The sequence below is a fragment of the Intrasporangium mesophilum genome (assembly GCF_054783095.1).
In genome coordinates this window covers 108,763-120,483 of sequence record NZ_BAAGRF010000005.1, presented here as the reverse complement: position 1 = coordinate 120,483, position 11,721 = coordinate 108,763, and the positions used below count along the sequence as shown (strand labels likewise).

At 69.6% G+C, this 11,721-nt stretch carries 12 protein-coding genes; 4 read left to right on the top strand and 8 right to left on the bottom strand.

The genetic code is table 11. The annotated features are described in order from the left end of the window. The first annotated feature begins 124 nt into the window (after nt 1-124). Nucleotides 125-631: a MarR family winged helix-turn-helix transcriptional regulator gene (locus tag ACYVLP_RS06340; RefSeq protein ID WP_460626497.1), complete on the top strand. Its 507-nt coding sequence runs from the start codon at nt 125-127 to the stop codon at nt 629-631. Between the two features lie 76 nt (nt 632-707). Next, entirely contained in the window at nt 708-1,922 is a 1,215-nt protein-coding gene (locus ACYVLP_RS06335) for an MFS transporter (protein WP_460626496.1), read from the top strand. 40 nt (nt 1,923-1,962) lie between these two features. Here the strand turns inward: ACYVLP_RS06335 and ACYVLP_RS06330 are convergent, their stop codons facing one another. The 3 genes from ACYVLP_RS06330 to ACYVLP_RS06320 all read right to left on the bottom strand — a co-directional run bounded on the left by ACYVLP_RS06330 (nt 1,963) and on the right by ACYVLP_RS06320 (nt 5,179). Beyond that, nucleotides 1,963-2,325 carry a hypothetical protein gene (locus tag ACYVLP_RS06330; RefSeq protein ID WP_460626495.1) on the bottom strand — a complete coding sequence of 121 codons (363 nt, stop codon included), beginning with the start codon at nt 2,323-2,325 and terminating at the stop codon, nt 1,963-1,965. 132 nt (nt 2,326-2,457) lie between these two features. Next, on the bottom strand, nt 2,458-3,789 hold the full coding sequence (locus tag ACYVLP_RS06325; RefSeq protein WP_460626494.1) for an MFS transporter: 1,332 nt from the start codon (nt 3,787-3,789) through the stop codon (nt 2,458-2,460). Nucleotides 3,790-3,793: 4 nt separating this feature from the next. Beyond that, nucleotides 3,794-5,179: a malic enzyme-like NAD(P)-binding protein gene (locus tag ACYVLP_RS06320; protein WP_460626671.1), complete on the bottom strand. Its 1,386-nt coding sequence runs from the start codon at nt 5,177-5,179 to the stop codon at nt 3,794-3,796. 239 nt (nt 5,180-5,418) lie between these two features. Here ACYVLP_RS06320 and ACYVLP_RS06315 point away from each other — a divergent pair, with 239 nt between their 5' ends. Continuing rightward, on the top strand, nt 5,419-7,854 hold the full coding sequence (locus tag ACYVLP_RS06315) for an HAD-IC family P-type ATPase (RefSeq protein WP_460626493.1): 2,436 nt from the start codon (nt 5,419-5,421) through the stop codon (nt 7,852-7,854). A 123-nt stretch (nt 7,855-7,977) separates the two neighbouring features. Here the strand turns inward: ACYVLP_RS06315 and ACYVLP_RS06310 are convergent, their stop codons facing one another. The 4 genes from ACYVLP_RS06310 to ACYVLP_RS06295 all read right to left on the bottom strand — a co-directional run bounded on the left by ACYVLP_RS06310 (nt 7,978) and on the right by ACYVLP_RS06295 (nt 10,991). Next, a complete protein-coding gene (locus ACYVLP_RS06310; RefSeq protein ID WP_460626492.1) occupies nt 7,978-8,454 on the bottom strand; it encodes a GNAT family N-acetyltransferase in 477 nt (158 codons plus the stop codon). Beyond that, complete coding sequence (locus ACYVLP_RS06305; RefSeq protein ID WP_460626491.1) at nt 8,451-8,945, bottom strand: SRPBCC family protein; 495 nt, start codon at nt 8,943-8,945, stop codon at nt 8,451-8,453. The genes ACYVLP_RS06310 and ACYVLP_RS06305 overlap by 4 nt, the downstream gene beginning before the upstream one ends. Nucleotides 8,946-9,086: 141 nt before the next feature. Then, a complete protein-coding gene (locus ACYVLP_RS06300) occupies nt 9,087-10,025 on the bottom strand; it encodes a glycosyltransferase family 2 protein (RefSeq protein ID WP_460626490.1) in 939 nt (312 codons plus the stop codon). Nucleotides 10,026-10,112: 87 nt separating this feature from the next. Next, on the bottom strand, nt 10,113-10,991 hold the full coding sequence (locus tag ACYVLP_RS06295) for a LysR family transcriptional regulator (protein ID WP_460626489.1): 879 nt from the start codon (nt 10,989-10,991) through the stop codon (nt 10,113-10,115). Nucleotides 10,992-11,072: 81 nt separating this feature from the next. On the opposite strand from ACYVLP_RS06295, the gene ACYVLP_RS06290 reads away from it, so the two are divergent. Then, nucleotides 11,073-11,363 (top strand): hypothetical protein, encoded by a 291-nt coding sequence (locus ACYVLP_RS06290; protein WP_460626488.1) that lies wholly within the window; start codon nt 11,073-11,075, stop codon nt 11,361-11,363. A 69-nt stretch (nt 11,364-11,432) separates the two neighbouring features. On the opposite strand, the gene ACYVLP_RS06285 is transcribed toward ACYVLP_RS06290, so the two are convergent. Next, nucleotides 11,433-11,594 (bottom strand): hypothetical protein, encoded by a 162-nt coding sequence (locus ACYVLP_RS06285; protein ID WP_460626487.1) that lies wholly within the window; start codon nt 11,592-11,594, stop codon nt 11,433-11,435. Nucleotides 11,595-11,721: the final 127 nt, after the last annotated feature.

The following is an 11,721-nucleotide window of genomic DNA, read 5'->3' as shown; positions in this document are numbered from 1 at the left end:
TGGGTAACGGTGGGATCGCGGGGCCACTCGAGTGGGTGGCGGTGGGATCGCGGGGCCACTCGAGTGGCTGGGGGGTGGATCGTGCATTCGACATACATAGGTTTTCTATGTAATCTGCTTCCTCGTGACCACGACCGTCGCTCTCGGCAACGAGCTGCTCCGCTCCTCGGCCCGCCTCTCCCGGTGGGCCAGCCGTCACGCCTCGTTCGACGTCCCCTTCGCCCAGGCGCGCCTGCTGGCCCTGCTCGACGAGCTCGGCCCAGCCAGGGTCAGCACCCTTGCGATCGCCGACCACAGCTCGCAGCCGACGATCACCGGTCAGCTGCAGCGCCTCGAGGCGCACGGCTGGGCCCGGCGCGAGCAGGACCCCGACGATGCCCGGGCCAGCCTGATGTCGCTCACCGACGAAGGGCGCCGCAAGCTGGACAGCCTTCGCGACGCCAGGGTCGCCGTGCTCGCCCCGTTGCTCGAAGAGCTCGATGACGACGGCGTCGAGGAGCTGCGCACCGCGGTGGCCGTCCTCGGCCGCCTCCTCGACTCGGCCGCGCGCTCGACACCGCGCCCCCGCCCGACGGCCGGCGCACGCACGACCTCAGCCGGCAGCGCTGCGTCACCTGTCCGCGCGACCTAGCCGGTCGGCATACCCCCTCGGGTGCCACGAGCGCCCTGACCGCAGTACATCTTCCGAGAAAGGAACCCGCCCGCTCATGTGGCGCCAACCCAAGACCGTCTGGTCCGTCGCCTTTGCCTGTGTGATCTCGTTCATGGGCATCGGACTGGTCGACCCGATCCTCAAGCCGATCGCCGACGAGCTCGGTGCCGGGCCCTCGCAGGTCTCGCTGCTGTTCACGAGCTACATGGCCGTCATGGGCGTCGCGATGCTCGGCACGGGGTGGGTGAGCAGCCGTGTCGGGGCGAAGCGGACCCTCCTGCTCGGGCTGGTCCTCATCATCGTCGGCGCGGCCCTGGCCGGCAGCCAGGACACGGTCGGCGGCATCGTCGCGTTCCGCGCCCTGTGGGGCCTGGGGAACGCCCTGTTCATCGCCACCGCCCTGGCGACCATCGTCAACGCGGCGGCAGGCTCGGTCGGCCAGGCGATCATCCTGTACGAGGCCGCTCTCGGCGTCGGCATCGCGACCGGCCCGCTCCTCGGCGGCTGGCTGGGCGGCATCTCCTGGCGTATGCCGTTCTACGGCGTGGCCGTGCTCATGGCCGTCGCGTTCATCGCCACCGCGACCACCCTGCCGCCCACACCGCGGTCGCCCCACCCGACCTCGATCATGGCGCCGCTGCGCGCGCTGAGTCACCGCGGCCTGCTCACCGTCGGCATCACCGCGCTCCTGTACAACTTCGGCTTCTTCACACTGCTGGCGTTCACGCCCTTCCCGCTCGCGATGGGCGCCCACGAGATCGGCCTGATCTTCTTCGGCTGGGGCGTGCTGCTCGCGATCACCTCGGTCTTCGTCGCTCCGAAGATCCAGCGGCGGTACGGCACCCTGCCCGGCGTCGTCGGCGCGCTGCTCGGCTTCGGCGTGATCCTCACGGCGATGGCGATCTGGACGGACCACAAGGCCGTGCTCGTCGTCGGGGTCATCGTGGCCGGCGCCTTCCTCGGCGTGAACAACACGCTCATCACCGAGACCGTCATGAAGGTCGCTCCGGTCGAGCGCGGGGTGGCGTCCGCGGCATACAGCTTCGTCCGCTTCAGCGGCGGCGCGATCGCGCCCTGGCTGGCCGGGAACCTCGGCGAGAAGTCGATCCACCTGCCCTTCTGGGTCGGCGCCCTCGCCGTGTTCCTGTCGGTCGGGGTGCTGCTGACCGCCAAGAGCATCATCACCAGGATCGACGCCCAGCCCGACCACGGTGCCGAGCCGCTCACGTCCCGCGTCGAGGCCGAGGCCCTCACGGTCGGGGACGCCTGACGCGGTCGGCCGGGGCCGGCCGAACCCCGGGCAGCTGAGGTCAGGCGAGCAGGTCGGCGAGCCCGACGTCGCCGCGGCGACGTCGGCCGCCGCGGATGTCGTACGAGTCGAGCAGGAGCTCCGCCAGCTCCTCGCGGTCGAGCCGGTCCAGCCGGCCCCACATCGACACGCGGTACTCGAACGTGTGGATGACGGGAAACACCGCACCCCGCGGTGCGAGCGCCTTGCCGGTGTCCATGTCGCCGGTCCAGACCTGCACGAGCTCGCGGTCCTCGTCGTCCCAGCGCAGCCGCGCGAAGGGATGCCGTCCGGCATACCAGGCGGGCGAGCCCTCGTGAGCCTGCCCGAGCACGGCTTTGGGCAGCCGTTGCGCCAGGTCACACACGTCACCCCACGTCGCCATCGCCCATCCTCCCGCCAGCAGCGTATGCCGCCCGGTCCCCCCGGTGCGCGAACGCGGCGTTCGGTGTCGAACGCGCCTGTTGGAACACTGGGTTCGCAACCGAACCTGCGTTCGGTGTGGAGGGTCCAGCCGTCAGTGGAAGGTGACGGACTGACCGGCTTGCATGGCGGCATACCCCTGGGGGTCGGCCTCGAGGGCGTAGCGCCGTGCCTTGCGGCGGTACCGCAGGATCTGGACCAGCCCGAGGGCCCAGACGGGGTACTGCACCAGCATCGCGGCGCGGAAGGAGTCGACGTCCCAGGTCGACGGGCCGCCCGGCGCCACCCGGTCGAGCACGATGCCCACGAGCGCCACCGCCGTCAGGGTCGCGATGAATCCGCCCGTGTTGACGATGCCGGAGGCGCTGCCCAGCCGGGTCGGCGGGTTGAACGTGCGAGCCAGGTCGAAGCCGATCATCGAGCCCGGGCCACCGATCGCGATCGCGACCACGAGCATGACCAGCAGCCACGCCGGAGCTCGCCCCGGCCACAGCAGCACGACCGACCAGGCGACGACGGCGGCCCCGACGATCCACAGGACGAGGGTGCTGCGCGAGAAGGGATAGCGCATCGTCAGGGTCCCGATGAGGGGGCTCGAGATCACCGTCGTCACGGTCATCGTCATGAGCAGGATGCTCGCGGTTGCGGGCGACACACCCTCACCGGCCACGAGAAAGGGGAAGCCCCAGAGCATCGTGAACATGTTCGCCGCGAACTGAGACGTGAAGTGCGACCAGAGCCCCAGACGCGTCCCCGGCACGACCCACGCAGCCTTGAGGGTCCGCGCGATCGCGGTGAGCCGCAGCTGGTCGCGGTGGTGGTCCTCCGAGGGGCTGTCCCGGACGACGACGACGAGGGCGACGCCGGTCAGGATGCCCGCGGAGGCGGCCACGGCATACGACGGCGTCCATCCGAAGTGGTCGAGCGCGGCCGCGAGCGGACCGGCAGCGGCGAGCGCCCCGAGCTGGCCGAGCAGGCCGGTCAGCTGCGTCACCATCGGCGTGCGGCGTGGCGAGAACCACAGCGCCGCGATGCGCAGCACGGAGATGAACACCATCGCGTCGCCCATGCCCAGAAGCACGCGGCACACGAGTGCGAGCGGGTACGACTCGATGAAGGCGAAGGCGAGCTGCGCGACGGTCAGTAGGCTGAGCCCGATGGTGAGCAGTCGCTTCGAGCCGTACCGGTCGAGCAGCGCCCCGACCGGCAGCTGCATCGCGGCATAGACGGCCACCTGCAGGATCGTGAAGGTGGCCAGCTGTGACGACGAGATCCCGAACCGCTCGGCGGCCTGCAGGCCGGCCACCCCGAGCGACGTGCGGTGGAAGACGGCGAGGACGTAGACCGAGATGGCCGCAGCCCAGATGCTCCAGGCGCGGCGCCCGTCGAGAGGGAAGCGGTGCCTGGACGGGGTCGTGCTCGTCATCCGTTCAGTTGGCTCCCGTCATCGGGATCGACGTGGCGGGCGCCTTGGGCACGCACTCGACGATGGCCCGCGCCACCGTCTTGCTCATCTCGGGCTGGAACACGCTGGGGATGATGTAGTTCGGGTTGAGCTGCTCGTCGCTGACGACCGAGGCGATCGCGTCGGCGGCCTTGATGAGCATCTCGGTCGTCACGTCGGTCGCGCGGGCGTCGAGGAGCCCCCTGAACACGCCGGGGAACGCGAGGACGTTGTTGATCTGGTTGGGGTAGTCGCTGCGGCCCGAGGCGACGACGGTCGCCCGCTGGGTCGCCTCGTAGATGTCGACCTCCGGGTCGGGGTTGGCGAGGGCGAAGACGATCCGCTCGTCGGCCATCTCGTCGATCCACTCGGGCGCCAGGATGCGTGGCGCGCTGACCCCGATGAAGACGTCCGCACCCTGCAGGCCGTCGCGCAGGGTCCCGCGCAGCCCGCGCGGGTTGGTCTTCTCGGCGAGTGCGCGCCAGGCCGGCGTCAGCGACTCGTCCTGCTTGTTGAGCAGTCCCGGCCGGTCGGAGACCACGACATCGATCGCGCCCGCTGCGAGGAGCAGCTGGACGATCGCCGACCCGGCCGCGCCGCCGCCCGAGACGACGATCTTGGCGTCGGGCAGCTTCTTGTCGATGATCCGCAGCGCGTTCTTGAGGGCGGCGAGCACGACGATGGCGGTGCCGTGCTGGTCGTCGTGGAAGACCGGGATGCTGAGGCGCTCGCGCAGCTTGGCCTCGACCTCGAAGCACCGCGGGGCGGCGATGTCCTCGAGGTTGATGCCGCCGAAGCCGGGCGCGATGAGCTCGACGGTGCGCACGATCTCGTCGACGTCGGTGGTGTCGATGCAGATCGGCCAGGCGTCGATGTCGGCGAACCGCTTGAACAGCGCCGCCTTGCCCTCCATCACCGGCAGAGCGGCCTGCGGACCGATGTTGCCCAGGCCCAGCACGGCCGAGCCGTCGGTGACGACCGCAACCGAGTTGCCCTTGATGGTCAGGCGCGGGACGTCCTCGGGGTGATCTGCCAGCGCCTGGCTGACCCGGCCGACGCCGGGCGTGTAGGCCATGGCGAGGTCCTGCCGGTTGCGGAGGTTGACCTTGGGCTCGACGCTGATCTTGCCACCGAGGTGCAGCAGGAAGACCCGGTCGGAGACCTTGTGCACGCGTACGCCCTCGAGGGTCTCGACGGCAGCGACGACCTCGGTGGAGTGCTCAGCGTTGGAGGCCGAGCAGGTCAGGTCGATGACGAGGCGGTCCGGGTGCGAGTCGACGATGTCGAGGGCGGTCGTGATGCCGCCGCTGTCGGCCACCTTGACGGCGAGTGCGCCGATCACCGCGGGGTCCGTGCCGGCGTGGATCCGCATGGTGATCGAGTAGGAGGCAGTGGTGGCGCGCGCGCGTTGGATCGACTCTGTCACCGCGCAATCGTCCCACGATCCGAGAAACACCCCGGAAATCGTCCGAGGACCGGCCAGTAACAAGGTTCGAGGTATTCGGGTGGAGGTGATGGGTCGGGCCATCGGGCGAGGTTGTACCTCGATCCGATCACCTCGAACCAGGCGTGGGTCGCTGACTCAGCCGGGCGGCATACGACAATGGGCGGGTGACGACGCACGGGGACGCCGCCCTGGTGGAGCGGCGCGACGACGGGTATGCCGGCCTGACGGGCTCCGAGGTCGCCGCGCGCGTGGCGCGTGGCGAGGTCAACCAGCTCTCCGAGCGCACCTCGCGCTCGCTCGGCGAGATCTTCCGCGCGAACGTGCTGACGCGGTTCAACGCGATCCTCGGTGCCCTCTTCGTCCTCGTCATGACGACAGGGTCGCTCGCGGACGGGCTCTTCGGCGTCGTCCTCGTCCTCAACTCCGCGATCGGCATCGTGCAGGAGTACCTCGCCAAGCGAAAGCTCGACCGCCTGGCGCTGCTCAACGCCCCCACGACCCGGGTCGTGCGCGACGGCGCGGTGCAGGTGGTGCCGACGAGCGAGGTGGTCCTCGACGACCTCATCGAGCTGCGGACCGGCGACGAAGTGCCTGCCGACGGCACCCTCATCGACTCTGCCGGGCTCGAGCTCAACGAGTCGAACCTCACCGGCGAGTCCGACCCCGTGGGCCACGACGCGGGCGACGGCATCCTCTCGGGCACGAGCGTCGTCGCCGGCTCGGGCCGGTACCGCGCGAGCCAGGTGGGCGCGGACGCCTACGTCAACCGGATCGCTGCTGACGCCCGGAAGTTCACGCGCACGCGGTCCGAGATCCAGGAGTCCATCAACACGCTGCTGAAGTACACGACCTGGGTCATCGTCTTCGCCCTGCCCATCGCGGTCTGGTCGCAGTGGCAGACCGTGGGCGACCAGGGCTGGCAGCAGGTCGTGATCCGGTCGGCGGCCGGGGTCGTTGGCCTCGTGCCCGAGGGGCTGGTGCTGCTCACCTCGGTGGCGTTCCTGCTGTCCGCCGTGCAGCTGACCCGTCAGAGCGTGCTCGTGCAGCAGCTGCCGGCGGTCGAGGGCCTGGCCCGGGTCGATGTCGTCTGCCTCGACAAGACCGGCACGCTCACGGTCGGCGAGATCGCCTTCGACGACGTCCGGCCGCTCGACGGCCAGGATGCGGAGCACGTCCGGTGCGCGCTCGGTGCGCTCGCGGACGACCCCAACGCGAACGGCACCCTGACTGCGGTCGCAGCCGCGATCCCGGCCCCGGACTGGACCCGCACCCGGACGATCCCGTTCAACTCCGCCCGCAAGTGGAGCGCGGCCGTCTTCGACGGGCAGGGCACGTGGGTGCTCGGGGCGCCGGAGATGCTTCTCGCCGACGGCGACCCGATCCGCGAGCAGGTGGCCGGCCTCGCCGAGTCCGGCCGCCGTGTCGTGCTGCTCGCCTCCAGCGACGTGGACCTCGCCGAGGCGACACTGCCGCCCGATCTGACCCCATCAGCACTCGTGACACTCACCGAGCAGGTGCGCCCCGACGCGAAGGAGACCCTCGCCTACTTCCGCGAGCAGGACGTGGCGATCAAGGTCATCTCCGGCGACAACCCGGTCACGGTGGGCGCCGTGGCCCGCGCGGTCGGGCTCGACGTCGGCGAGCCTTTGGACGCGCGGACCCTGCCTGACGATCCCGACCAGCTACGCGAGATTCTCTCTCGCACAACGGTTTTCGGTCGCGTTACGCCTGAGCAGAAGCGGGCGTTCGTCCATGCTCTCCAGTCCGACGGGCACGTCGTCGCGATGACCGGTGACGGCGTGAACGACGCGCTGGCCCTCAAGGACGCAGACATCGGTGTCGCGATGGGCAACGGCGCGCAGGCGACCAAGGCGGTCGCCGAGCTCGTGCTGCTCGACGGTCGGTTCTCGCACCTGCCGACCGTGCTCGCCGAGGGCCGTCGTGTCATCGGCAACGTCGAGCGGGTCGCCAACCTCTTCGTCGCCAAGAACGCCATGAGCCTCGTGGCGATCCTCGCCGCCGCCGTGATGACGGTGCCGTTCCCGTTCCTGCCGCGGCACCTCACGCTGGTGTCCGCGGTGACGATCGGGATCCCGGCGTTCTTCCTCGCCCTCGGGCCGAACAAGCGCCGCTACCTGCCCGGTTTCCTCGGCCGGATCCTGCGCTTCGCCGTGCCGTCCGGCGCCGTCGCCGGCGTCGCGGTCATCGTCTCCTACCTCCTCGCGGGCAGCCACTACGGAGTGCCGCAGGACGAGTTCGCGAGCCGCTGCGGCCTCGAGGCCGGGACTCGGACGGTGGCCGATGTCGCCTGCTGGCAGCCGGGCACCGGTGCCACGATCACACTGCTCACGGTGTTCTTCTGGATCCTCATCGTGCTCGCGCGGCCGTTCGTGCTCTGGAAGGCGCTGCTCGTCGGCTCGATGATCGCGCTCGCGGTGCTCGCCTTCGTGGTGCCGTTCGCCGCGACCTTCTTCAACTTCGACGCTCCGGCGTCGCTCGTGTGGCAGTCACTGGCGGTCGGCGTCGTTGGGGCCGCGGTCGTCGAGGCGATCTACCGGCTGTCCCCGTCGGTGAAGCACGCCCATCACCAGCCCGACTGAGGGCCAGGTGTTTCTCGCTGGGGCCTGCCAGCCTGACTCCGCAACACACCCGACAGTCGCAAACCCCTGACGGCTATTTCCGCAGACGTTTGCGACTGCTCGGTGTGTTGCGGGGTGTGGTGGTCAGCGCGGGAGGCGCAGGCGCATCGCGGGCCACGCGGTCCGGGTGAAGCCGAGATCCTCGTAGAGCCCGGCGCCCTCCCCTGTGGCGAAGAGCTCGATGACGGTCGCCGGCGTCTCGTCCCGGAACCAGGCGAGCACGCCCTCGACACAGGCCCGCGCCAGGCCGTGTCGCCGCGCGTGCGGCTCGGTGGCGACGTTGTTGAGCAGCCCCCAGACACCGTTGGGGTTGACCGGCGACGGCGTCTCGAACCGCAGGGCGCCCATGGCGCCAGCCACGACGTGGCCGTCAGGCCCTTGGGCCAACACCACCAACGTATGCCGGCCGGACAGCTCCCGCTCGAGCCACTCCATGGCTGCCCTCCGCCACCCGTCGTCGTCGACGCCGGGGACTCCCATGGCGCTGAACATGAGAGCGCGAAGACGGATCACCGCGTCGATGTCGTCACGCGTTGCGCGGCGAATCATCCACTCGCTCATGATGATCCGCCGTTTGCAAGCCAGCGTGCCAAGCCGCGCTCCCCTGCTCGCATCATCCACGTGTGGTTGAGCGTGAGCAGCGGCCGGGCCAGCGGGACGAAGTGCTCCAGACCTGCCGCGGTGACCGTCGCCTCCTGTCGGTAGTCGGCGATCGTCGCGTCGCCCGGAGAGCCGTCAGCGGCATACGAACCTGCTTCGGTTGCGTCGGGGTCGGGCGACACGCGGAACTCGCTCCATCCCTCGAGGTCCCCGCCGAGCCGGACCCGCAGGACGCCGGCCTGCGAGTCCTCGATCTCACGGGTGAGCACGAGGTCCAGCGTGTAGGGCAGCAAGCTCCGCACGTAGGCGTGGCCACTGTCGTCGTCGATCCGGCGGATCCCTCGGACCTGAGGCCACCAGAGCGGGTACCGGTCGACGTCGGCCAGTGCGTCGAACGTCGCCGCCGGGTCGGCCGGCACGTGCCACACGTGACGGAACGTGAAGATGCCCACGCTTCAGCCTTGCACGTACCGGGGCCTACCTTCGCGGCACCGTGGGACCGGGCGCTCACTCGACCGGAGACTCGCGCAACGGCATGCCCCGTCGAGTGAGCGCGCGGTCACTCAGGTCACTCTGGTCACGGGTCACTCTGGTCACGGGGCTGGTGGGACGGAGCGCTCACTCGACCGGAGCTTGGGACGCAGCGTCCACCCGAGGTGAGCGAGGAAGGCTGCTCGTGACCGGGCACCTCCTCGTGCCGCCCACAACATCGCCAGCCTTGAGGCCAGCGACAGGTCCGTGCCCGAGGCTCGTTTGGCCAGAGCCCACCGCGTCTCCAGGGCTCGTCGGGCGACCTGGCCGGGCGCTCGGTGATAGTGACGCAGGGCTGCGTCCATCGCGACGAGGAAGCGTGGGCTGACTCCATCGAATCCGACCGCACCCAACGACGTCTCCAGACGCCGGACCGTAACCAAGGGCTCGTCGACATAGGTGAACCGGCAGCCGAGGGAGGCGAGCCGCGCGAGAAGCTCGAAGTCCTCGTAGAAGAGGTGGTCGGCATACTTCCCGGCTGCGACCAGGACCGCCGTCCTCAAGAAGATCGACGCGGCCGGGATCCAGTTGGCATCGAGCAGGCACTCGAGGATGCGCTCAGAGCGGGCCGGCTCATCCGGCCACGGGAACTCGACCTTGGACGACGCGTAGGTCCTGCGGCCTTCGTGGTCGATCACCTCGGCATCGCTGTAGGCCAGGTCTGCTCCACACATCGCGGCCAGGTGCTTCGCGATGCGGTCGGGACGCATGAGGTCGTCCGCAGCGATGTAGGTGACGAACTCGGTCTCGACCATCGCCAGCATCGCGTTGAGCGTCTTGGTGAGGCCGATGTTCTCGACTGCCGGATAGAACGCGGCAAAGCCCGGATGCTCCGAGAGATAGCCCGAGATCACCTCGACGGAGTCGTCGTGGGACGCATCGTCGGCGACCAGAACGCGGTCCGGTGGGACCGTCTGCGCGCGGATGCTGTCGAGGCACTCCCGAACGTAGCGGGCGTGGTTGTACCCCACGACGATGACGGTGACTGTCCCCGGCTCCATCCATCCCTCCCCTCGTCGGCCTCCAGCAATGAAGACGAACGACTGCTCCGGCGATGACGGGTGACGGCGATGTCTCCCTGAGAGCCCTCAGCCGATCAGCTGGAGGAGGAGCTCGACCGCCCGGCGGGCCGCACTGTTGCCGGCAGGGTCGCGCACCACCGCGACAATGTGCCGCACGGGTGTCGGTGCGGTCACGGGCAGGACCCGCACCTTCTTCGGGATCACGTGAGCGGCGAGCTGGGGCAGGACGGTGACGCCGACACCTGCCTGCACGAATGCGATGGCGGTGTAGTGGTCCTGGGCCTGGACGGCATACCTCGGTTGGAACCCGGCCGCCTCACAGGCCGCGGCAAGGATCCGGGCGACCGCGGTGTTGGGCAGGTCGTTGCGGATCCACGTGTCGCCGGCGAGCTGCGCGAGTCCTACGCCAGGCTCGTCGGCCAGCGGATGGTCCGCCGGGAGGATGGCCACGTACGGATCGGCGGCGAGCGGGACGCGGCGGGAGCCCGGAGCGTCGTGGGCCCCGGGCAGATCGACGGCGATGTCGATGTCGAGGGCGGCTCCGACGAACTCAGGCACCTCCGTGAGCACGAGCTCCAGCGTCAGGTCGGGCAGCTCGGCCGTGAGTCTGCGCGCCAAGGTCGGCATCCACTCGGCACCGGCAGAGGCGAAGTAGCCGATCGTGAGCCGACCCGAGCGACCTTCACGCAGGTCGGCGACGACGCTGTCGAGCCGGCTCAGCTCGCCCATCAGCTCGTTGGTGCTCGCGAAGAGGGTCTGGGCCGCCGCGGTGGGGCTGAGCCCACGGCCTTCACGCTCGAACAAGGTCAGCCCGGTCTCTTTCTGCAGCGCCGAGATCTGCTGGCTGATCGCCGAGGCGGTGTACCCGAGATTGTCCGCGGCGGCCTGGATCGACCCGCTGGCCATCACTGACCTGAAGACCCGGATCCGACGTGTGTCGAGCACGATCCAACACTACAGACATTCTTAATGGTCATCAAGTAAACATCGCTTGTGCTGAATAGTTGAATGCCGGATCATAGAGACATGACGACGACTCGCTCCCTCTCCTTCAGCTCGCTCCGCGCCCTGGCCGCCTCGCGCCGGCACGACCTCGCCGGCAACTGGTCGAACCGCACCGACCGTGACCTCAGCCGGACCGCGACCGACCTGCTCGCGACGGCATACGACGACGGCGAATGGGCCGACCACCTGATCAAGGCCACGGCAACGACCATCTCTGCCCCGGTCGACCTCCACGCCCGCCGCGCTCGCAGCTCCCGCGGCGCCACCCCGAAGACGCCTCGCCCGGCCGAGCGTCACGCGCGCGCCAGCTGACGTGGCCCTTGGCCCGGTCTGACCCGGGCTTGAGGTCAGCGCCGCCCTGCGAACAAACTGAAGTTCACGTCATTCGGTCACCTCAACGTGATGCGCGTCGCGCTCATGCATGTGCTCGCCGAATGCTTCAAGATCCTCGGCTCCTCCGATGTCATCGACCTCTTTGGCGCGGACAGTGCTTGGGATGTCGTTGACGAGGTGCTCACCCGGCACTTCGACGAGCGGCTCCAAAGCTCTCTATGCCAGCGATGGCCGTCGCCGGACGCGACGTGCCCCCGCGGGCTCGCCGGCCCGCACATCCTGGAACGTCACGCGGCGAGTTCGAGGCCCGTCTGACGAACATCGCTGAGCCTGCCGA

What these genes read in the sequence shown, in the direction of transcription:
- ACYVLP_RS06290 (WP_460626488.1), top strand. Translation starts at nt 11,073, where the DNA reads ATGACGACGACTCGCTCCCTCTCCTTCAGCTCGCTCCGCGCCCTGGCC.
- ACYVLP_RS06320 (WP_460626671.1), bottom strand. Translation starts at nt 5,179, where the DNA reads ATGCGGATCCACGCCGGCACGGACCCCGCGGTGATCGGCGCACTCGCC.
- ACYVLP_RS06330 (WP_460626495.1), bottom strand. Translation starts at nt 2,325, where the DNA reads ATGGCGACGTGGGGTGACGTGTGTGACCTGGCGCAACGGCTGCCCAAA.
- ACYVLP_RS06300 (WP_460626490.1), bottom strand. Translation starts at nt 10,025, where the DNA reads ATGGAGCCGGGGACAGTCACCGTCATCGTCGTGGGGTACAACCACGCC.
- ACYVLP_RS06335 (WP_460626496.1), top strand. Translation starts at nt 708, where the DNA reads ATGTGGCGCCAACCCAAGACCGTCTGGTCCGTCGCCTTTGCCTGTGTG.
- ACYVLP_RS06310 (WP_460626492.1), bottom strand. Translation starts at nt 8,454, where the DNA reads ATGAGCGAGTGGATGATTCGCCGCGCAACGCGTGACGACATCGACGCG.
- ACYVLP_RS06325 (WP_460626494.1), bottom strand. Translation starts at nt 3,789, where the DNA reads ATGACGAGCACGACCCCGTCCAGGCACCGCTTCCCTCTCGACGGGCGC.